Genomic DNA, 21145 nt, shown 5'->3' with positions numbered 1-21145 from the left:
TTCTCGACCTCGTTGGGAGGCGTCCTCGGTAATGGATGAAGTGATCGAGGACTTCGTTGAGGCGCTGTTGGAAGACAGCGAGCGCCTCGGGCAGCTTGAACGAGAGCACGTCGTGCAAGTGGCGAGCCGACGAGGCATCACCCCGAAACAGCTAGATCACGCCTTTGCGGTTCTACGCGATCACGGGGTGCTCAATGACGGGTCCGCCGTACGGGTAGAGGTTGCCCATGACGTGGTCAACTCGGAGCCAGCAGGCTCCAGGACACCTCACTCAGGGGCGTCCGCGAACCAGATCGGTCGCCACCGCATCCTGAGCGCCGAGGAGGAGGTACGGCTCGGGCGGACGATTCAGATGGGCCAGCGCGCGGCCCTGTCTCTAGCTGCCGGCGAAAAGCTGGGCGATGCCGCTGAGCTAGTACAGGACGGCGAGGCCGCTCGCAACACCCTGGTTCGTCACAACGTGCGCCTGGCGATCGACATCGCAAAGCGGTTTCTCCCAGGCGCGGGCGACCTGGAGCTGGACGACTTGATCCAGGAAGGTGTCCTGGGGCTGAACCGCGCTGCGGAGAAGTTCGACCCGACACTGGGGTACAAGTTTTCAACGTATGCGACCTGGTGGGTTCGACAGTCCATCAGTCGCGCCATCGCGAACACGGGCTCAGTGGTGCGCTTGCCAGTGCATGTGCGCGAGGATCTCCGCCGTGTCGATCGATACGCGCGTGGCTTCGAGGAGCGCAACGGCCGGAAGCCCTCGCTGGCGGAGCTGGCCGAAGGGCTCGGGGAGAAGCCAGCGGAGATTCGCGCGCTGCTGGACTACTCCGCGCCCGTCATCCACCTGGACGTGCCGGTCGATGAGGAGGGCGGCGCGACTCTGGGGGATCTCGTACTCGCGTCCAAGGTCGAGCTTCCGGAGGAGGAGTCCATGCGGCATCTCCTGTGGGAACAGATCTTCGACACAATCAACACCCTGCTAGCTGGCACAGATCCGCGGCTCGCCCGCTTGCTCGAGGGCCGCTTCGGCCTCGACGGCGAGGAGCCGATGACTTTGGACGCGCTGGGCAAGGAGTTCGGCATCACTCGCGAGCGCGTGCGCCAGTTGGAGAAGAAGTTGCTCGAGCGACTGAAGACGAACGAAGGACTCAAGACGCTGACGGCGGAGTACTTGGGACGGGAGGCAGCGGCATGACGCAAGATGTGATTGAGGCCCAGAGCCGCTTCGTGGCCTGGCTTGACCGGCAGGTCACGGCCGAAGGGCGAGGCGATGGCGACGATGTGCTGGACGCTGATCCGTCTGGGGTGTACTGGCTGGGACGGCTCGCGCCTGAAAGCGATGCCGCGGCGGTGGGCCGGGAGCGACGCATGGATCCCTGTGCCATTGGGATGCGTCTGCGTCCTGCGCAGTCGGGCCCTTGGTCCTTCGCGGTCCGAGTGCGGGCACTGGCCTGGAACCGAGTGAGGGACGCGCAGGAGCGGAACGAAAAGTGGGAGAAGACCGGGTGCATCGATGAGCTCGTGCACATCGAAGCCCCGGCGGGCGCGGTGGGACAGAGGTTCGGGGCGCAACAGATTGCCGTCGCCCTGGAACGCGTCGGAGCCAGCGGCTCCAGTGCCGAAGTGCGAATCACTGACGAGTCATGGCGCGGGGCGCCCGAGCTTGTGGTGGAACTTGTCAACACGACCGCTGAGGGGCCGCGCCAGCGCGGCGAGCGCCACCTCTTCGAGGTAGAGCTCAGAGTGCAGGAACTCCCGACTCTGCCGTTCCTGCTGGAGTCGTTGCCCGATAGCTTCCGCTACGACCGGCGTATTCCAGCGATCGGAATGAACTGCGGCGTGGACGTCGTGAGCCCCCGCGAGCTGACCACCACCGACCAGGTGGTTGTTGAGCGGCGTCGGCCCGAATACACCTTCGAGCGCACCGATCCGGCGGTCCTGTCGCTGACTTTCGAGCGGCTGTCGGAGGACCCGATTGCCACGCTGACGCAGTTGGTCGACGCTTACGCGTCGTGGGGGGACGATCACTGGTCACCGGACAGTCTGAAACGTCGAGCCGCGGAGGGGCAGTGGCAGCCTGAGATGCTCGACCAGGCCCGGGATGCGGCCGCTGAACACGTCGTCGAGCTGGAACGACTGCGCGCTGGAGTCACGGCGCTTGAGATGGACGACAATCTTCGCCAGGCGTTTAGGCTGATGAATCGGGCGATGCACCGCGCGGCTCGGGGCAGGTACGAAGGATGGCGCCCGTTCCAGATCGGCTTCGTGCTCTCGGTATTGCCGTCGCTCGTTCGCCAGGGCACTGACTGGCAGACGGTGGACACCGTCTGGTTCGCCACTGGTGGCGGCAAGACGGAGACCTACCTGGGGCTGCTCGTACTCGCTGCCTTCTACGACCGTCTCCGGGGGAAGCTGGCGGGCATCACCGCCTGGAGCAGGTTTCCGTTGCGCATGCTGTCTCTGCAGCAGACCCAGCGCTTCGCGGACGCGCTGGCTGCGGCCGAACTGGTCCGCCGCGAGTACGATGTGGTCGGCTCGCCGATCTCGCTTGGTTACTTCATCGGCTCCAGCGCCACACCCAACGAGATCCCTACGGCACCCACCGAGTTCAACCCGATCGATGTTGACGAGCCCGGAATGGCCAATCGGTACCAGGTGCTCAACGCCTGCCCATTCTGCGGATCGGAACAGATCCGCATGAAATTCCACCGGGGCGACTGGACCTTGCGTCATGTCTGTCCGGCGCCCCAATGTCCCTCGGGAGGCCAACCGCTCCCTGTCTACGTTGTCGATCAGGAGATCTATCGCTTCCTGCCCACCGTGGTCATCGGCACCCTGGACAAGGCCGCCTTGATCGCTATGCAAGCAGGCATGCGCGCCTTCGTTGAAGGCCCGGCGGGCGAGTGCTCACGCCCCGGCCACGGCTTCACCTACGCCAAGCGTTCCAAGCGCCCGAGCGGCTGCCTGGTTCCCGATTGCGAGGGGAGCGTGGTTCCGCTGAGCCCTGCGACGCGCGTGCGCTTCGCTCCGTCATTCCGACTGCAGGACGAACTGCACCTCTTGCGCGACTCCCTGGGCGCGGTGGACTCCCACTACGAGTCACTGTTGGACGCGCTGCAGCTGGAACTTACCGGCCACACGCCGAAGATCATCGCCTCATCCGCAACTCTGACAGGGTTCGATCGGCAGGTACAGGTCCTGTACAACCGCTCCGGCCGGGTCTTCCCCGTCCCCGGACCATCGGCTCGCGAATCCTTCTGGACTCGTGAGACGGACAATCCGCTGCGCAGATTCGTCGCGGTGTGGCCTCGCGGAGTCACCCTTGAGTGGGTCTCCGACCGCACTACGACCATCGTGCAGCAGTCAGTGCGCCGGCTTCTCGAAGACGCTGACGTTGTTTGTGCTCAGGCCGGCATCGACACGATCCATGTACCGATGCTCCTCGATCTTTACGGTACGCACGTCGTGTACGGGAACACCGTGCGCGATGTGGAGGCAGCCAGGCGCTCTCTGGGGACACAGGTGCCTGTCAGTCCGCTGAACACCGCTCAGTTGACTGGTCAGACACCGTTTGACGAGGTCCGCGAGACTTTGCGGCGGCTGCTTCGGCCGGAGGAGGATTTCCATGACCGTCTTCACGTGATCACAGCCTCGTCGATGATCTCTCACGGGGTGGACGTCGACCGTCTGAACATCATGACCGTACTTGGCGTGCCGCTCACCACCGCCGAGTTCATTCAGGCCACCGCGCGTGTTGGGCGAGCCCACCCAGGCTTGGTCTACGTCATTCACAAGATCGGGCGCGAACGCGACGCCGCTGTCTTCTCGCACTTCATTCCCTTCATTGAGCAGGGTGACCGGTTCGTGGAACCCATCCCCGTCACCCGGTCGAGCCGCCGTGTCCTTGAGCTGACAACCAGCGCTGCCATTGAGGCGCGCCGCCTTTTCGTTCACGAGCCGCGGTCCGCTGGCGGCCGACTGACCACAGTGGATCTACTTCGCAAGTACGCGAGCCAAACGGGCCTGGCGGCCGGCGAGGAAGCCCGAGCCTGCGCCGTAGCCCTCGGTTTGGAAAGCCAGCACCACCTGGCGGTCGGAGATGTCGCTCGCCAGCTGGAGACGTACTTCATGCGGTTGGAGAACCCCGGCGACGGTGCCCGATGGCCACAGCAACTGCTCTCACGCGCTCCTATGCGCTCGCTGCGCGACGTCGAGGCGCAGATCCCTGTCAGCGACGACTGACCGAACTCGGAGAAGCACACATGAAGGACCAGCGCAGCGGCTCACAGATCCTGTACGGCTTCCTGCCCCAGCAGACCGCCGATCTCAAGGGCGGAATCTGGCGCACCACCGAGTGGAAGGATCCGCGCGTCGTTGATGTCGACGACGCGATCATCCGGGGACGCCTCATCGCTGAACTGCAGGGTTGGGTTGAGCATGGCATGGACCCTAGCGCCGTAAGCTTCCTGCGCTCCGGGGGGCCGATCGAGGTGGTGGCAGTCAACCCCGAACGCGGCGTGCGCGTGGAGCGTTTCCCGCTCGTCTGGGTTTGCCGGGTCTGTCGCCGGGTGGAGACTGGCAACCCCAAGAGCTGCCCATGCGGCAACAACCGCTGGGAGCAATTGCACTTCGTCGGGTTCCACGACTGCGGGCTACTTGAGCAGCCTGTCATTCCAAGATGCCGCGAGCATCACCAGGTGCGCATGCCGCACCAGTCCAGCATGGATGCCGCACGCGTTCGCTTCGACTGCCCGGTATGCCACCGGGAGCTCCAGAAGGGCTTCGGGTTCCGCAAGTGTCCGTGCGGGCGGCGCTACTCGGAAGGGAAGGCCGCCGAATTCATCCGCTACAACGTGCACCGCTCAGCCAGTGTCTATACCCCTCAGACCTTCACTCAGGTAAACCCTGCCAGCCGTGCCGCGATGCGCCGCGTCACCGAGTCCGGTGGTCCGCGACGAGCACTAACCTGGGCGCTGGGCGGGTTCGAGGACGCAGAGCCTGGGGCAGGCCGCCAGACCCAGACCTCCCTGGTCGACCAGCTGGTGGCGTCAGGCCTGACGCGGGCAGTGGCCGAGCAAATGGCGACTGTGGCCAGTCAGGCAGGAGAACTTGGCGTCGAAGAGGACCTTGGAGCGCTGGCAAGTGCGCCTGCCTCGCAGATCGAAGCGGCCGAGCGTGAGGCTGTCGATGTCGCGCTCGCTGCCACCGAGAAGGATTCGCGTCGACGCATCGGCGACCTCGTCACGCCTACGACGCCCGCTGATGCGCTCCACCGCTACGAGGTGGAGTACCCCGCCGCACTGCGCCGGGCTGGACTGGCCGGGGTCGATCTGTTCACCGACTTCCCCGTCCTCAAAGCCGTCTACGGCTACACCCGAGGAAGCGGCGAGCCAGGGGCGTCTCGCTTGAGCCTGTTCACAGGTAGAAGTGGCCGTCGCGTCTACGCTGACCTGCGCGCAACGGAAGCACTCTTCTTCCGCCTCGACCCCCTGCTGGTCCACGCCGCCCTGAGCCAGCGGGGCCACTCCCTGCCGGCCGCCCAGGACGCGCGCACTGCTCGGAGTGTCCTTGCCGCTCAGGTGGCCCCGCCTTCGCGGTTCAGCGACCCAGTGGACGCCGCACCCGTGGGCCGGGACCTGCTGACGCTCATCCACTCCTACGCCCACCGCGCCATCCGTCAACTCGCTGTCTTCGCCGGCGTTGACCGTGAAGGTCTCGGCGAGTACCTCGTCCCGAGGCACAACGGATTCTTCGTCTTCGCTGCCAGCCGCGGGGACTTCGTGCTGGGCGGGCTGCAGGCCGTCTTCGAGAATGACCTCCACCTCCTCCTGGCAACCATCGCTGGTGCGGAATCGAGGTGCGCCATGGATCCCGCGTGTGAGCGCAACGGCGGCGCCTGTTATGCGTGCCTGCATCTCGGGGAACCCGCCTGCGACTACTTCAACCGCTACCTGAACCGGACTTCCCTCTTCGGTCCGACCGGCTTCTTGGCTACCGCAGCCCGCAGAGTGAACTGATCTGATGAGTTGCAGGCGGCGGCAGCCAACGAGCCGCCGTCTGCGACGACGCGATCCCAATCGGCGAGGCGGCTTCAGCCCACGTAGTCCGGATTTACGATCATGGTCTGGTGCAGATGAGCCAGGTCGATGCCGCAGTGCGCCGCGATGTCGCGCTGCCGCTGACAGACCCCGTCTTCGGACAACCAGGCCGAGCGCCATTGCCGGCGGGAGCTCGGAACCGGTGACGGCACTTCAACCGCCAACCACTGTTGGCTTCCCGGAAGGCACCGAGCTCCGCAGCTGTCGGAGCCATTGGTCGACCCGTTCCGCTGCCGCGGCTGGGTCCTCGTGCTCCCAGACTCGGATGACCGTCCAGCCAGCCGCACTCAGCTTCTCCGTGGTCTCGGCGTCCCGGGCCCGATTGCCCTCGATCTTCTCTCGCCAGAAGTCCGCGTTCCTGGTCGCCGGCCGGTAGTGCTCGGGGCAGCCATGCCAGAAGCACCCGTCTACGAAGACCGCGACCTTGTCGCGCGGGAACACCAGGTCCGCGCTGCGTCGAATTTCAGCCAGCGGCCTGGCGTTGACCCTGTAACGCAGGCCGCGATTGTAGAGCAGGCTGCGCAGCGCCAGTTCCGGTCCGGTGTCCTTGCCTCGGTTGGCTCGCATAGATGCGCGCACCTCCTGCGAGGAGGCCGTCGACTCGGGCGGCAGCGGCTCCTCCGTCACCAACCCCTTTTCCCGTGCGTGTCGCCATGCCTCGGCCAAGTTCTCCTTGCGGGAGTCTCGCTCGACCTCGCAGACGTACCTCTCCTGGGTTTCACCGTCCTGCGACCAGCGCAGGTACGCGCGAATGCGTCGCGTACGCCGGTACAGCCGAAGGGTGATCGAGGCACGCGCGTAGCGCCCGTCTCCGAGAGCGACGCTGCGATGGTTGCGGCCTCCAGCGGCGCGGTCCTGCTCCAGCGCTGGCGCGATGGAGCCAGCGCGTCGCTTGTACGCGCGCTCCGGGGGGAGCCGCTCTTTCCAGTGCCCCCCGTCCCCTATCTGCGGCATGTGATCAGTGCCCCGCTGCCGTCAGGGCGTCGGCGACGGCGTTGGCGAAGAACTCGCCGAGCACAACCGGAACCGCGTTGCCCAGCTGCCGCATCTGCTCGCCACGGGGGCCGGAGCCAAGCCACTCGTCGGGAAACGTCATGACGCGGGCGGTCTCCCGCACGGTCATGTAGCGGTGCTGGTAGGTCTCGCCGTCGAACGACGAGGAACCACGGACAAGCTTGTCGGTAAGCATTACCGACTCTCCTCCGGGAACGCCGTGAACGCCGGCCTTGACGGTCTTGGCTGGCCGGTCGAGCTCGTTCGGCGTGTGGCCCTTGTAGATCCGGGCACCTGGCCAGCCGATGTGATCGACGACGCCGATCTCCTTGCCGAAGTCGAACTTCTCGTACAGTCGGTTCAGGTCCACCGCCGGCAGCGCGGGAAGCCTTGCGTCCGTGCCGTAGCCCTGGATGGCGTCGCGGAGCGTGCGCCATGGCTGACAGTCGTCTTCCTTGATTACCTTGGGCAGGCGGGCCCGAACCCGGTCACGCACGTGACCTGGCACATCCGGGTGGCGCTGCCAATAGGGGCCGTCCTCGTCACGCATGGAGCGCTGCAGAGCGGGCTCCGAAAACCGCTGCGTCTTGACGTACTTCGTGAAGGCCTCGATGTCGACGCCCAGGTCGGCCCGGAAGGCCACGATGACCACACGATTCCGTATCTGCGGGACGCCATAGTCGGCGGCGTTGACTGGGACCATCACCACCTTGTAGTGGTCGGGGTCGCCGTCGTCATCGGAGAGTCCTCCGAGGATGCGTGTCAGCTGCGCGTTGTGGTCCTGCCACCTCACCTCGTCATCGCGCTTCTCGAACGGGAGGCTGAGCTCGTTCTGGATGTACTGGAAGTACTCCGCGAACGACGGCCGCAGCAGGCCCCGGACGTTCTCGCAGATGACGGCCTTCGGCCGGATCTCCCGCACAGCCTTGAACATGGCGGGGAACATGTTGCGCTTGTCCTCGTCGCCCTTGGCGACTCCGCCGGCGCTGAACGGTTGGCACGGGGGCCCGCCGGCAAGGACGTCGACCTTCCCCTCGAGCGCGCTCATGTCGAGATCGCGGACGTCCCCCGGATAGAGCGGGGCCGCCTCGCCGGGCTTCGGAGGAATGGGCTTCCGCTCCTCGGTACGCAGCAGGCCGTCGACACCAAGAGTCTTCCGCGCGCTGGCCACGAGGGTCTCGCAGGCCCTGTTGTTGAACTCGTTGAACAGTAGCGGGCGGAAGCCCGCCTGGTGGACCGCCATGGCAAGGCCGCCCCCGCCCGCGAACAGCTCAACACTAGTGCGCGGCTTCTTCATGTCTTGTGGCTGGTCAACCATGCGAGAACCATACCGCGGAGATGGCGATCTTGGCAGGATTTCACCCGAACGTGTCCCCCGATAGTGAGCAAGAACATAGGGTTGCCTTGATCAACGTCGGACTATGAGCGGGGCGACATGACGCAGGCGGCCAGGCGGAACGGTCGGGGCACCTACCACGACGACTTCCGGCTGAGCATCACCAAGGCCCTTGGTGATCAGCTGGCCGATGCGCTGTCCCATTTGGGGCGCGCGCCCCTGGCCGACGAGAACCTCGCGCAACTCGACGACCGGCCCGGCGTGTACCAGCTCTACCTCGATGGCGACTTCGTCTACGTCGGTAAGGCCGACAAGACCCTGCCCGGGCGGCTGAGGAACCACTTGCGCAAGCTCTCGGGGCGCCGCAACATCGACCTCGCCGACGTCGCCTTCTCCTGCCTGTACGTCGCGGAGGACTTCTCCGCCCTCGCGCCGGAGCAGCTGCTCATCAGCCACCACAAGGAGATGGGCAACATCCCCTGGAACAACAACGGTTTCGGCAACAAGGACCCGGGGCGCCAGCGTGACAGCACGATTCTGAAGAACAACCACTTCGACGTCGTGTTCCCGATCGACCTGGATCGACCAGTCGAAGGGCTTGTCCCGGGTGATACCTCTCTCCACGCCTTCTTGAAGGCACTCAAGGGTGGGCTGCCCTACAACTTCCGATACGCGGAGCCACCGCGCTCGAAGTCCTCGTTCGTGACTGTGCCGCACGGTGGGCTGTCGGCCAACGACGCATTCCGCATGCTCTCCGAGGCGCTGCCGGAAGCATGGCAGGTTGCGGCTCTCATGGGGTACGTGATCATGTACGGGGACTCGCCGAACGAGTACAAGAGCGCGTGGCGATACTTCCGGTCCGGGACGGTGCTCGACGCTGAGCCCGAGGCCTCACCCGAGGAGATGGGCCAGGACGACATCTTCGACGAGGATTGATCTCGCAAGCCCACCAGCCAATGAGCCCGATCCCAGCCTGGCCGCGCCCGTCGGCCCAGGCTGGACCTGGCTCTGAATGAGCAGAGAAGACATGGCCCCCGAGTACACGCCGAACTCGTTCGATCCCCTGTCGACCGAGCAGATCGCGAACACCATCTGCGAGACCTTCGAACGACAGCCGCTGGTCTCCATGACCCACGAGATCCCTCGATTCGAGGGTTCCGGGCTGTACGCGCTCTATTACCGGGGCACGAGCGTGGACTTGTACTCGCCCCTCGCTCACCTGCAGATCCCCGTGTACGCGGGCCAGGCGCTCTCCAGTAACAGTGCCACCGGGGAGAAGGTCCGGGAGAAGTTCCCCCTTCACAGTCGCCTCAAGCAGCACCGGCTTTCGATCATCGAGGGTGGCCTGCCCATCGCCGAGTTCCGCTTCCGGGCTCTCCTGCTCCCCGATGTGCACGCCGATCTGGGCGAAAATGGTCTGCGCGTCGGCTACCAGCCGATCTGGAACAGCAGGCTCAAGGGCTTCGGCAGCAAGGAGCAGGGAGCCACCACCCGCAAGAGTAAGAAGAGCATGTGGGACACCGTGCACGACGGTCGTCGGCGCACCCACGGCGGGGTGGTCTACGATCCCGAATCGCTGATCGCCATTGCAAAGGCGCATATCGAGCAGCAGGTCAGCGGCTACGACTCACTCGCATGGCCCCATCCAGCCGCCGACATGTTCCTCGACCTCGGCACTCCCTGAGCCCGAGGCGCAAACGTCGGAGCGGCTTGTCAGGTACCGGCGGCAGCGGCTGGCGCTGTCCTGCAGCCAGCCATCACGTTGGCCAGCGCCTGCTTTTTCGTCACCCATTCCGTGTCCCCAGCAGAGACCGATTGCCGAACCGCTTCGAGCACGGCTTCGTCGGCTGCGGCAGGCTTGGCCAGGTATGCGCGCATGTACTGCTTGAAGAGCGCGCGCAACTGGTCCGGCCGAGTTCCGGTCTTGGCTCTCAGTGAGAAGACCGGGAGGAACCACGCTTCGAAGTCATCCCTGATCACCTGGGTGGCTCGGTAAGCGTCGTGCAGCGGCTGCAGGCTGGCCATGTGGTCGTACGGGAGGTGGCCGTGCAGGGCGTACTGGAGCCGGGTGCCGTCGTGTTCGCGGAAGTACTGGCCGTGGGCGGCAATGTGGTTGGCGGCGTTCTCGGTGATGGTCATGACGGCAATGTCCGCTTCGCGCCTTCGGGCTGCGGCGAGGACGGTGGCGTGGATGCCGACGCGCGGGTCGAGGACGAGACGGTTGAGGCCGAGGGGCGAGAGGTCGATGCCGTGGTCGCGGGTTCGGGAGAGGATCAGGCGCTCGGCTACATTGCCGGCGGTGTGCTGGAGGTGCTTGGGCTGCTGGCGGTGGCTGGCGTGGATGTCCGAGCGGTCGAGGACGGGGCGGTCCTTCGCGAGTTCGGCGACGAGGTGGAGGCCCGTGCAGTCTTCGGTTTCGGTGCTGCCACAGGCGTTGCAGTGGTGGCTGCCGGTGCCGGTCATGTGACCGCAGGACCGGCAAGTGGGGACGGTCTCGCGGCTGATGGTGAGGGTGCCGGCGCGGAGGTTGTTCTCGATCATCTCCAGCGCGAGGTTGGCGACCTCCGCGTCGGTGTCGGTCATGATGCCGCCCACCGGGAACTGTCCGGGCGGGTACTTGTCGGTTATCAGGTCGGCCTCGAACCGCTGGCGGGGGATCTTCGGGCCCTCGGCCTGGCGGTGGCGGAGGTCTCCGGCGAGGGTGACGGTGTTCCACAGGTGTGGTGCGGACGGTAAGCCCAGGATGGCGTTGAGGGCGGCGGCGAGGCGGATGCCCACGGCCTTGCCGGGGCGGGTGTCGAAGGTGAAGGGGCCGTTCTGGACGGGCCCGTTGAGGAACAGGTGTCGCACGGGCTCCTCCTAGATCGGCGGGGTGGTGGTTCCCGTCCGGGTGAACCGGCCGTCTCGCAGTTCGTAGTGGAGGATCGCGGCGTTGGGCATCTTGCCCTTCCGCTCCTCGGCGAGGATCTCGGGCAAGGTGCAGGTTTCGAGCAGGGATCGCAGCGCCACCGCGGCAGTCTGGTGGGTGAAGGCGACGACGGTGCGCGCTCCCTGGAGTTCGGCCTGGGCGAGGGCGGCGAACTCGGCGGCCCGGCTGAGCACGCCCTCGGCGAGCGACTCACCGCCGCCCGGCGCGGTCCAGACGTGCTTGCGCAGACGGCGGTCCTCGGCGAGTGCGGGGTAGCTGTCGTAGAGCTCGCGCTTGGTCATGTAGGTGGCGTCGCCGTAGTGCTGCTCGTCCAGGAGCGCGGTCTGCCGGGGCCAGCCATCGGGAAGGGCCGGCAGGGCGATCGCGGCGGTGTCGATCGCCCTGCGGTAGGTCGAGGTGTAGACGTGCAGCAGCTCGGAGCCCGCGAGCTGCGGGAGGACCTCGGCGAGCCACTGGGCCTGCCGGAAGCCGCGCGGGGTCAGGCCGACGATGGTACGGGAGATGGCATGGGCGGCGGCTCCGCTGTAGGGGCGGGGGTCCTGGTAGAAGCCGTTGTACTTGTCGGCGTTCTCGACGGACTCGGCGTGTCGGATGACGAGCAGGGGCAAGACGAGGCTCCTATCCGGCGAGATTGGCGACGTAGGAGCCGCTGACGGTCCAGGGGGTGAGTTCGATGCCGAAGCCGCTGTGTTCGCCGTCCTGGGTGTGGACGAGCTTGCCGGACAGGTGCACGGTGTCGCCGGACCGGAAGGCACCGGTGTAAGCGCCAAGGTACGAGCGCATGTGGGTGATCCGGCGGGCGAAGGAGTCGGCCTGGTCGATGGTCGAGCTGAGAATGGTCTTGACCTTGATCCCGTAGACGGCCGGGGTGGTGAGGCCCTCGGCGTGGTCGGTGATCTTGGCGAGGAGGGAGATCTCGCCGATCTCCTTGGAGGAGATCCGGGCGAAGGTCTTGTCGCGGTCGGAGCGGATGGGTTCGCAGTTGATGTGCGCGCCGGCGTTGGCGGTGAGTCCTTGGAGCTTGCGGCGTTCCTGCTTGATGAGGGCGTCGAACGAGCTGCCCTCCATGTACTTGGCCCGGCGGATGTACAGCCGGGTGAGGTCCTCTCCGTCGTACGGCCGGATCAGCTCGGTCTGCTGGAAGAGCTCCTGTGCGGCCTGGTAGCCCTCGGGTCCGTAGCAGACGAGGTCGATGTCGGAGCGCTCGTTGAAGCAGCCAACGAGGAAGGAGCCGGTGACGCCGATCAGGCCCTGGGCGCCGTTCGCGGTGATCCACTCGGTGATCGCCAGGAGGTCCTTGCCTGCCGGGTTGTCGGCGACCGCGCCAGGCTCCTCGTGGATGGCGGCGAGGGCCTGGCGGCAGGAGTAGTGGACGGCCACGTCCTCGCGCGGGATGCCGGTGATGACGCAGCCGAGGGTGTCGGAGTAGACGTAGCACTCCGGCCTGCCGGCAAGGATGCCGAAGGACTTCGACACGACGCTGTTCTGCCGGTAGGTCCGGTCGAAAAGCCTCCGGTCGCCCTTCTCGTCAGGGTGGTACTTGACGTAGCCGAGGTAGTGGCTGCCGGGGTGGCTGTCGCCGATGACCTTGAAGACGACGCCGTGGTGGTCCATCAGGTAGTCGCGGTCGCGAACGGTGGGAACCGGCCTACCGGTGTTCAGCGGTGAACCGTTCCAGAGTGGGGAAGGTGCCGGTGTCGATCGTGTCGGACGACTCATACTGATCAAGTCCCATCGTGAAGAGGGCGCGGCGGTACTGCCACTTGATGTGCTTGTCGTGCCGCGTGGGGTCGGTGGGCCGCATGAGGGCGAGGAAGAAGAAGCACTTGACGAGCAGGAAGTCGCCCAGATGCTCGCTCACCCGCTGCCCGATCAGGGACGCGGTGGTCTCGTCGAGGGCGGAGGTGTAGGCGGCGCGCTGTTCCGGGGTAATGCTGTAGCCCTTGCCGCCGCCCTTGAAGGCCACGATGTCGAGCGCGGGGTAGACGTCGTAGCCGAGCGGGACCGGCCCGTGGTGCTGCCAGTCGATGACCCCGGCCTGGAGGACGTTGGGCAGGCCGTAGTCCAGGTGCCCGTGCACCATCGGGAGCCGGGCCAGCCGGTCGAGGGCGTGCTTGACCGCCTCGTGGACGCGTGGGATGTCGAAGTCCGGATTCTCCTCGAAGACCTCGGCCGCAAAGGCCGCCTTCTCGAACCACGGCGTGGCGGGGAGGGGGTGCCTCGCCTGGGCCTGCAGGAGCTTCGACGCGACGGCAGCCGCCGTACTAATGACCTGGTAGCTGACCTGACCGTCCCGCCTGGCGTCGGCCAGCGCCTCCTCGTGCAGCGAGGTGTCGCCGATGGCGCGCTCGACGACGAAGTAGCGCCCGTCCTCCGAGCCGCTGTCGACGATCTCCGGCACCGGGTAGCCGAGGCCGACGGCCAGCTGCTGGAACTCGGTCTCCGCCCGCAGGTCCTCGCCACCGGTCCGCTTGTAGAGCAGGCCATCGGCCGACCTCCACACCGCGCCTTGGGTGGCGGTTCTGTCCTTCACGAACTCCCAGTCGCTCATCCATCCATCCTTCCGTAGCGCCAAATTGGCGTGGAGCAGGTACGGCTGTGTCGGGCAGGCCACCTGGGGTTGGGCCGGCCGCCCTCGGGGGAGAGGGCGACCGGCCCCGTCACCGCCCGGCCGGTGTGCCTGTATCGGTACGGGCGGAGTTGTTGGGCACGCGGCGAGCGGTGCTGCGAGAACCACCTGTACGCGCGGGCGCTTGGCCAGGCGGGCGTGTGGGGACGGGGCCTGGGACGGCCGGTGCGGACGAGGCTGGCGATGAGTGCCGCCCTGCGGGCTGAGCGAGGGTGCTCGGGTACCGCGACAGCGGGCACCGCCAGTTCGGCCCAGACCTTCTTGCCATGGGTTGTCGGCTCCGCGCCCCAGGTCTCTGACAGGCCCTCGATCAGCAACATGCCTCGACCGGTGGTCAGTTCGTCGTTGCCGAAGTTCGCGGCCCCGGTGGGCATCCGGCGCGACGGGTCGTAGACCTCGATCACCACCCGGTCGCCGTCCGGGGAGAGGTAGATGCCGACCAGCAGTCTTCCTGGCGCGTGAATGACCGCGTTGGCGAGCAGCTCGTCGGCGACCAGCGCGATGTCGCCCAACGAAGTCGGGTCGATCCCCCACGAGCGGGCGACTCGGACGACGGCGTCCCGGGCCGGCGGGACGTGGTCGCGCCTGATCCCGATGAACGAGATACGTCGGGCGTGAGTGGAGGCGATCACTGGTCACCATCGCAGGCTTGGACCGCGTCGACAACGCTGTTGCACGGCCAGGGGCCGCAGCCGTCGCTGCATCGGCCGTCCTCGAACTGGTGGCGGTCGAGGACCTCTCGGGCGTGGGTGCTGGCGGTGGCGAGGCGCTCGCGACGCTCAGTGGCGCGATCTGAGGCGCTCACGGTTGTGTTCGACGCCCGGCCGTCCTCCAAAACGAGAGGAACGACCACCGCGTCCGCGCGTCCTGCTGGTGCGTGGTACCGCCTCTCTGTGCGTCCGAGCGGAGGGTCATCGGCGCTTCTCCTTAGCCACTGGGTAGAGCCGCGCATGCGAGAGACCGCAGATGGGCCTCGGTCATGCGGGAGCGGGGAACCGCAAGCTGCGACGGTGGTCGAGCTGCTGACGACCAGACAACTCCATCTCGATGCACCACGGTTAGGGCATCGGCTCCGCGTGCATGATCCATGCAGATCATGCATGACGGGTTGTCCTGGTGCGGCTACGCTCGGCTCGCCAGGGCAGGATCAGCATTGGCAGGAGAAGCCATGTCGCGGACGGCCAAAGGACACTCCGCTGCGGGTGGGATCGGAGAGGTGATCCGCCGCGCACGAGTGTTGAGCGGCCGGTCGCAGGCGGACGTGGCCACCGAACTGGGCTACCACCAGTCGAAGATCAGCCGGTTGGAGAGCGGTAAGGGGACGCAGGACATCGGCGTCCTGCGAGCAGTCGCAGCCGTGCTCGACATCCCACTGGGAAGCCTCGGCCTGTCCTCCCATACCAGTGCGGACAGCAGGACGGACGACATGCACCGTCGCAACTTCCTGGCCGCGAGCGTCGCCGCGCTCGCGACCCCGACGCCCCGTCCCCGTGTGGGGATAGAGCTGGTCCAGGCGCTGCTGCCTGGACCTGTTCCAGCCGAGCACGCGCCACAACCCCAGGCCGCACTTGCGGCCCGGCTCTCCCAGGCCCGGAGGCTCTTCTACACCTGCCGGTACGCCGAACTCGAAGGCGCGCTGCCGTCGCTGATCTCCGACCTTCGCCAGGCCCAGGACGCCTCCCGCGGCGGCGATCAGGTCCTGTCCAGCCTCCTCGCGACGGCGTACCAGACTGCGGTCAGCCTGCTGCTCAAGCTCGGGGACCACGGCAACGCCTGGCTGGCGGTCGGCCGTGCCATGGCCGAGGCCGAACGGAGCGCCGACCCCGTCGTAATGGCCTCCAGCGTCCGCGTCCAGGCGCACGTCCTCGCGCGCGACCGGCACACCGGGCCCGCCGTCACCCTCATCCGGCACACCGCCGACCAGCTCTCCGGCAGCTACGACCGGCGCCCACCCGAGTACCTCGCTGCACTGGGGCTCATGCTCCTTCGCGGGGTGACGGCCGCAAGCGCCGGCGGCGACCGCGCCACAACCGCCGAGTTCCTCGCCGAGGCCCAGGAGGTCGCGCGCTACGTCGACCTCGACAGCCCCGAAGCCTGGGCGAACTTCAGTCCGACCAACGTCGCGCTCCACTCGGTGAGCGCCTCGGTCGTCCTGGGCGACGCCGGAGCGGCGCTGGAAGCCGCCCAGCCGCTGATGCGCAGGCGCATCCCGGTCCCCGAGCGCCGGGCGGCACTGTGGGTGGAGGCTGCACGGGCCTACAGCCAGCAGGGCAGACTGGCCGAGGGATACAAAGCGCTCAGGATCGCGGAGAGCTGTGCCTCGGAGGACATCCGCCGACGGCCCAGCGTGCTCGAGCTGGCCGGTGACATGGCCGCTCGCGACCGGCGCGGCGCCGTCCCGGAGCTTCGCCGTTTCTGCCAGGAGTTGGGAGTCCAGGTTTGACCGAGCACCGCGAGCCGTTCCTCTACGTCGTCGTCTGCGCTTCGGGCATCGCCGACGGAGTGGGCGAACTGATCACCGCAGCCCATGCCGAGGGCTGGGGAGTCGGCGTGATCGCGACCCCGAACGGACTCGGATTCATAGACCAGGAGGCCATCGAAGCCCAGACTGGCTACCCGATCCGCTCAGCCTGGCGCACGCCGAGCATCCCCCAGCCGCTGCCCCCGGCCGACGCCATCGCGGTCACCCCGGCCACCTTCAACACCATCAACAAGTGGGCCGCCGGCATCTCCGACACCCTCGCCCTCGGCATCCTCTGCGAGGCGTACGGCCTCGGCATCCCCGTCGCCGTCCAGCCCTACGTCAACTCCGCCCAGGCCGCGCACCCCGCGTACGGGGAGAGCCTGGCCCGGCTCCGGTCGATGGGCGTCCTGATCGGCGACTACGTCCCCCACAAGCCCAAGGCCGGCGGGGGCCGCGACAAGTACAACTGGACTCACGTCCTCGACCTGCTCCGCCCCGTGGCAGCCTCAGCGACGGAGAGGGAGTAGCCGATGCTCCCGGCTTCAGACGGCCGGGCAGGTATCGCTGCCGCGATCGTGATCCGAGAGGGTCGGGTGCTGATGGTCCGGCGCCGGGTCAGCGAGGGCCAGCTCTCGTGGCAGTTCCCGGCAGGCAAGATCGAGCCCGGCGAGTCTCCCGAGGAAGCGGCTGTCCGCGAGACCGCGGAGGAGACGGGGCTGAACGTGGCCGCCATCAAGATCCTCGGCGAACGCGTCCACCCAGCGACTGGCCGGTGGATGTCGTACACGGTCTGCGAGATCGTCAGCGGCACCGCTGCTGTCGGTGACCCACGAGAGCTGGACGCACTGGCGTGGGTGGCGCTTGCAGAGATCCCTGAATACGTGCCGTACGGGATCTTCGAGCCAGTGCAGGCATACCTGGATACCGCGCTCAAGGACTGAGTGAACACGCTGCGGGCGACCACCAACTGGTGGCCACCCGCAGCGGCAGCCGAATTTCGGTCGCTTGTAGTCAACGGTGTCGGGGCTGGGTGCCGGGACGCTGCGGAGCAGTCCTGGTGGGTGGCGAGTTGGTGATGTGGTGGCGGACAGTCGGGGCGGCGGACGAGCGCAGGAGTGCCGCCTCGACGGTGCGATTGGGTGCGGGGTTGTAGCTGGTGTGCTGAATGCGGGCGATGAGGACCTTGGCAGGCGAGCGGGCGCTGCCGAGTTCGCGGCGGGCGGCGGCCTCGGTGAGGAGCTGGTGCGGTATGTAGCCGCCGGCCTCGGCGTCGGCGAGCACGGTGGCGAGGGCGGGCCAGTTGGGGTCGTCGAGGATCCGCGTCGCGTGGTCGGGAATGGCGGCGCGGACGTCGCTGGCGAGGGTGTTGCGGGTCTGCTCCTTGGGCTGGCGTTGGGCGAGGAAGGCAAGCTGGTCGGCGGCGGCCTGGTCATAGGCGGCCTGGAGGTGCTGGACGGTTCGGCGCGCGGCTTCGGCCTGCTGGGCGTGGCCCTTGGCGGTGTGCCAGCGCTGGGAGAGGATCGCGCCCCAGACGAGGGCAGCGACGAGGACGGCGAGGGTGCTGCCGTCCTTGCCACTGCCGGCGTGCACGAGGTCGCGGGCCGCCTGTCGCAGACCGGCTGCCGCCGTGTGGTCGGCGCGGATCTGGGAGCGCTGGGCGCGGGCGAAGGTCTTTGCTGCAGCTCGGAGTTCGGCGCGCAGGTCCTGGGGCGCGGTCTGGGCGGTGGCCTCGATCAGTTCTCCGAGGGCGGTGATGTGCGCCTGCGCACGCGCGTCACCGCTGTCGCCGGTGGTGTCGTGGTCGGTGGTGAAGGTGTCGAGGGCGTTGGTGGCGTGCTGCCAGCGGGTAGCGGGCTTGTTGCGGCGGGCGGTGGGGTGCTCCTCCGGCTTGCCGGCCGCGAGGAGCGCCTGGAGCTTGGGAAGGGACAGGTCGGGGGCGATCTTCCCGCCGGGGATGTAGTTCGGCTGCCCGTTGGCCTTCAGGTCGCCAGGGCGTGCGACGGAGTAGCCCTGAAGGTCGCCGGACGGGAAGCGGCGGATCTTGACCTCGACGCCATCGGCCTGGAGGTAGGCGAGAAGTTCCTCGGCGTTGCTCGCGTGGGGGATGGCGGCGCGGATGCGGTCCTGGAGCCACTCGCGGCTGGTCTGGTCCCAGCCGAGGCGCTTGGCCTTGTGCATCTCGGCCTGGGTGGGTCGGCGTTCGGCGGTCCGGTCGCCGGTGCCGAGCTGGCGCAGGCCGTAGTCCTTCTCGACCTCGCGGCACTCGGCGCCGACGCGCTGGCCGCTGTTGTGGAGCTTGGGGCGGCGGCCGTCCTCGCGGACGGTGGTGGCGAGGATGTGGATGTGGTCGTCCGCGTGGCGCACAGCGATCCACCGACACGCCAGGTCGTCGTCCTTGGGAGCGATGCCGGCGGCCCGGACGATGCGCTCGGCGATCTCGGACCACTCGGCGTCGGAAAGGTAGCGGTCCTCGGGTGCGGCGCGCACGGGGCAGTGCCAGACGTGATCGGTGAGCTTCGTGCCGGGCTCGCTGTTGCGCAGGCGGACGGGCTCGTCGAGGTAGCGGGCGAGCTGGGTGAGGGTGGCGTTCTCGTCGCGGCCGGGGTCGGGCATGGCGAGCATGGCGAAACCGGCGACGATGTGCGGGTCGCGGTGCTCGTCGTGGCGGCCGGGTCCGTAGAGGTAGGCGAGCAGGCCGCGGGTGTTGGAGCCGGGGTTCTTGATGGGTGCGATCACGGCGGTGTTCAGCCTTCCTGGCTGGCGGGCTGGCGAAGGGCCTCGGCGATCTCAGCGAGCAGGCCGTGCAGCTCGTCGAGGGTGCGGCGGATGTCGACCGGGGGCTCGTATCCGCCGTTGAGGGCTCGGGCGATCTGATTGACGTTGCTTGCGATACCGCTGATCTGGCGCAGGACGCGGGTGCGGAACTCGTGGATGAGTCGGCGTTCTTCCGCCAGGGGCAGGTCGATGAAGAACCGGCCGGCTATGAAGGCCAGGACGACGTCGGCGGCGAACCCGGACAGGCCGCGGTAGCCGTTGGCGGTGGCAGCAGCACGCAGCCGAGGCTCTTCCTCGGGTTCGAACCGCAGAGGGCCGACGCGCTCTTCGCGCTTGGCGCCGGTGTAGCGGCGGTTCTTCGGCGCGGCATCATCGGCGGTGCTGTGGTCGGAGGACTCGTTGTCGGTCTCGGTCGGGCGCACGTCGGCGAGGATCTGTTGCTGGACGGCAAGGAGCTTGTCCGGGACGAGGCCGCCCTCGGCCCCGACCTCCTGGCCCGGCGCGCCCTCGCGCTGGGCCGTCTCCGCCACCCCTGGGGCGGAGATCCCGCGAGTCCGGCCACGAGTCGGACACGCGGTACTACTGGCTCCGCCAGGAGCTCGGTTGCCGAACGCCCACTGCCAAAGACTCTTCACGGTATGGGACTTCTTCCTCTCCTTCGCGCTCTCGCTGGCGGCGCCGCGGGGGTACTGGGTGTCGGTCACGGGCTGATCTCCTGTCGCGGGGTCGTCGAGGTGCTGTGGTGCGAGCGGGATGCGAACGCGGCGCACGGACCGGATCGGGCGGCGACCGGTTCGGCGGAAGGGTGATCCGGTGCTTTGGCGGATCTCGCTGACCACGAGGTGGACATCCGCCAGACCACTTGGCGGTGAAGGGGCCGCCCGCCAGGCGCCGTACGGGTCGTTGGCGGGCGGCCACCCATGGAGGGGTGTCAGGCCGGCACCGGGTGCTCACGCGCCTGCTCGAGCTCGCGGGCGGCGTGGTCGGGCTGAGGGTCGGCCTGCTCATCCCGCAGGAGCGTCATCAGCTCCGTCCGCCGCTTGCTGCTGATCGGAATGCCGGCGTCGCTGAGGGCCTTCTCGACCACTGCAACGCTAACACCGTGCTCGGCGACGACCGGCCGCATCATCTCCACGAGCTGGTCCATGGTCTTCGCCGGTGGGCGTCCGGTGCGCTTGCGAGGCGCGACCGGTTCTTCGTCGGAGGCCGGGACGTCGTCCCTGCGCTCAGCCACCGGCGCGGGGCTGGACGGGCCGTCCTGCTCCGCGTTTGGTACGGGCTGGGCTGCCGGGGAAGGCTCGGGGTTTTCGGGGAGCGGGAGTTCGTCCTTGGCGGGTTTGGGTTCGGCGGGGGCCTTGGTCGTGGTGGTGTTGTGGGCGAGGAGGGTGCCGCCGAAGAAGGCGAGGGCGGGCCATCCGGCGACGAGGATCCGCAGCCAGGCGGGGACGTGGGCGAGGTCGAGGAGTCCGGCGGTGGCGACGTTGGCGCCGAGGGAGGCGGTCAGGGCGATGGCGAACCAGGTCCAGGCGGTGCCGGCCGGGTGTCCGGTGGTGCGCAGGGTTCGCATGCGGTGCCAGGCGGCGACGAGCAGCAGGTCGACCGAGACGGGGTAGGCCCAGGCTTTCCAGCCATGCTGTCCGGCGGCTTCGGCGATGTCGTGGAGGTGGGCGAAGGACAGGGCGCCTGCGATGGCGGCCTGTACGAGGACGGCGTCCAGGCGGGGGCGTATGGGGTTGGTGGCGGTCATGCGGAAGGTGGTCCTCGCGGATCGGGTGGTGGTTTGCGGGATTGCCGTCTTTGCCGTCTTGCCGTCTTGGCGCTGTCGGACGGGCTCTGGGCTGGGGCGGGCGCGGCTGGCCGGTAGCACCGTGGGCGCGGCGCTGTTCAGGTTCGGGACACGGCGCGTATCCGTCTTGGGTCTCGTATCCGT

General features: G+C 67.7%; 19 protein-coding genes. 9 read left to right on the top strand and 10 right to left on the bottom strand.

Annotation, left to right across the window (positions count from 1 at the left end; genetic code table 11):
* The first annotated feature begins 31 nt into the window (after positions 1–31).
* From ACFV1L_RS06820 to ACFV1L_RS06810, 3 genes are read left to right on the top strand one after another with little or no spacing between them, the layout of a single operon-like run.
* Entirely contained in the window at positions 32–1186 is a 1155-nt protein-coding gene (locus ACFV1L_RS06820) for a sigma-70 family RNA polymerase sigma factor (RefSeq protein WP_380314310.1), read from the top strand.
* Complete coding sequence (locus ACFV1L_RS06815; RefSeq protein ID WP_380363546.1) at positions 1183–4233, top strand: helicase C-terminal domain-containing protein; 3051 nt, start codon at positions 1183–1185, stop codon at positions 4231–4233. The genes ACFV1L_RS06820 and ACFV1L_RS06815 overlap by 4 nt, the downstream gene beginning before the upstream one ends.
* A 20-nt stretch (positions 4234–4253) precedes the next feature.
* Positions 4254–6008: a hypothetical protein gene (locus ACFV1L_RS06810; protein WP_380314308.1), complete on the top strand. Its 1755-nt coding sequence runs from the start codon at positions 4254–4256 to the stop codon at positions 6006–6008.
* 234 nt (positions 6009–6242) lie between these two features.
* On the opposite strand, the gene ACFV1L_RS06805 is transcribed toward ACFV1L_RS06810, so the two are convergent.
* Both ACFV1L_RS06805 and ACFV1L_RS06800 read right to left on the bottom strand, forming a co-directional pair.
* Positions 6243–7043, bottom strand: a complete 801-nt coding sequence (locus ACFV1L_RS06805; RefSeq protein ID WP_380314307.1) for a very short patch repair endonuclease — start codon at positions 7041–7043, stop codon at positions 6243–6245.
* 4 nt (positions 7044–7047) lie between these two features.
* Positions 7048–8400, bottom strand: coding sequence for a DNA cytosine methyltransferase (locus ACFV1L_RS06800; protein ID WP_380314306.1), 1353 nt, complete (start codon positions 8398–8400; stop codon positions 7048–7050).
* A gap of 117 nt (positions 8401–8517) precedes the next feature.
* On the opposite strand from ACFV1L_RS06800, the gene ACFV1L_RS06795 reads away from it, so the two are divergent.
* Both ACFV1L_RS06795 and ACFV1L_RS06790 read left to right on the top strand, forming a co-directional pair.
* A complete protein-coding gene (locus ACFV1L_RS06795) occupies positions 8518–9354 on the top strand; it encodes an Eco29kI family restriction endonuclease (protein ID WP_380314305.1) in 837 nt (278 codons plus the stop codon).
* Positions 9355–9445: 91 nt separating this feature from the next.
* Positions 9446–10102 carry an Eco29kI family restriction endonuclease gene (locus ACFV1L_RS06790; RefSeq protein ID WP_380314304.1) on the top strand — a complete coding sequence of 219 codons (657 nt, stop codon included), beginning with the start codon at positions 9446–9448 and terminating at the stop codon, positions 10100–10102.
* 29 nt (positions 10103–10131) lie between these two features.
* Here ACFV1L_RS06790 and ACFV1L_RS06785 read toward each other — a convergent pair whose 3' ends face one another.
* From ACFV1L_RS06785 to ACFV1L_RS06765, 5 genes are read right to left on the bottom strand one after another with little or no spacing between them, the layout of a single operon-like run.
* Positions 10132–11268, bottom strand: a complete 1137-nt coding sequence (locus tag ACFV1L_RS06785) for a hypothetical protein (protein WP_380314303.1) — start codon at positions 11266–11268, stop codon at positions 10132–10134.
* Between the two features lie 9 nt (positions 11269–11277).
* Positions 11278–11955 (bottom strand): histidine phosphatase family protein, encoded by a 678-nt coding sequence (locus tag ACFV1L_RS06780; protein WP_380363544.1) that lies wholly within the window; start codon positions 11953–11955, stop codon positions 11278–11280.
* A 10-nt stretch (positions 11956–11965) separates the two neighbouring features.
* Positions 11966–12961, bottom strand: coding sequence for a nucleotidyltransferase domain-containing protein (locus tag ACFV1L_RS06775; RefSeq protein ID WP_380363543.1), 996 nt, complete (start codon positions 12959–12961; stop codon positions 11966–11968).
* Between the two features lie 34 nt (positions 12962–12995).
* Positions 12996–13898, bottom strand: a complete 903-nt coding sequence (locus tag ACFV1L_RS06770; protein ID WP_380363542.1) for a phosphotransferase — start codon at positions 13896–13898, stop codon at positions 12996–12998.
* Positions 13895–14608: an ATP-binding protein gene (locus tag ACFV1L_RS06765; RefSeq protein ID WP_380363541.1), complete on the bottom strand. Its 714-nt coding sequence runs from the start codon at positions 14606–14608 to the stop codon at positions 13895–13897. The genes ACFV1L_RS06770 and ACFV1L_RS06765 overlap by 4 nt, the downstream gene beginning before the upstream one ends.
* 17 nt (positions 14609–14625) lie before the next feature.
* On the opposite strand from ACFV1L_RS06765, the gene ACFV1L_RS06760 reads away from it, so the two are divergent.
* The 4 genes from ACFV1L_RS06760 to ACFV1L_RS06745 all read left to right on the top strand — a co-directional run bounded on the left by ACFV1L_RS06760 (position 14626) and on the right by ACFV1L_RS06745 (position 17381).
* Positions 14626–14772, top strand: coding sequence for a hypothetical protein (locus ACFV1L_RS06760; RefSeq protein ID WP_380363540.1), 147 nt, complete (start codon positions 14626–14628; stop codon positions 14770–14772).
* A 372-nt stretch (positions 14773–15144) separates the two neighbouring features.
* The gene (locus tag ACFV1L_RS06755) at positions 15145–16419 is read left to right on the top strand and encodes a helix-turn-helix domain-containing protein (protein ID WP_380363737.1); all 1275 of its coding nucleotides are present in this window, start codon (positions 15145–15147) and stop codon (positions 16417–16419) included.
* A complete protein-coding gene (locus ACFV1L_RS06750; protein WP_380363538.1) occupies positions 16416–16967 on the top strand; it encodes a flavoprotein in 552 nt (183 codons plus the stop codon). Before ACFV1L_RS06755 ends, ACFV1L_RS06750 begins: the two co-directional genes overlap by 4 nt.
* A gap of 3 nt (positions 16968–16970) precedes the next feature.
* Positions 16971–17381, top strand: a complete 411-nt coding sequence (locus tag ACFV1L_RS06745; RefSeq protein WP_380363537.1) for an NUDIX hydrolase — start codon at positions 16971–16973, stop codon at positions 17379–17381.
* Positions 17382–17451: 70 nt separating this feature from the next.
* Here the strand turns inward: ACFV1L_RS06745 and ACFV1L_RS06740 are convergent, their stop codons facing one another.
* From ACFV1L_RS06740 to ACFV1L_RS06730, 3 genes are all read right to left on the bottom strand, one after another.
* Complete coding sequence (locus tag ACFV1L_RS06740) at positions 17452–19176, bottom strand: relaxase/mobilization nuclease domain-containing protein (protein WP_380363536.1); 1725 nt, start codon at positions 19174–19176, stop codon at positions 17452–17454.
* Positions 19177–19184: 8 nt separating this feature from the next.
* A complete protein-coding gene (locus ACFV1L_RS06735) occupies positions 19185–19919 on the bottom strand; it encodes a MobC family plasmid mobilization relaxosome protein (protein WP_380363534.1) in 735 nt (244 codons plus the stop codon).
* 227 nt (positions 19920–20146) lie between these two features.
* Positions 20147–20962 carry a DUF2637 domain-containing protein gene (locus ACFV1L_RS06730; RefSeq protein WP_380363532.1) on the bottom strand — a complete coding sequence of 272 codons (816 nt, stop codon included), beginning with the start codon at positions 20960–20962 and terminating at the stop codon, positions 20147–20149.
* Positions 20963–21145: the final 183 nt, after the last annotated feature.

Origin of the sequence: Kitasatospora sp. NPDC059646 (assembly GCF_042734615.1) — a bacterium.
Taxonomy (GTDB): domain Bacteria; phylum Actinomycetota; class Actinomycetes; order Streptomycetales; family Streptomycetaceae; genus Kitasatospora.
This window is presented reverse-complemented; position numbering and strand designations above follow the sequence as displayed.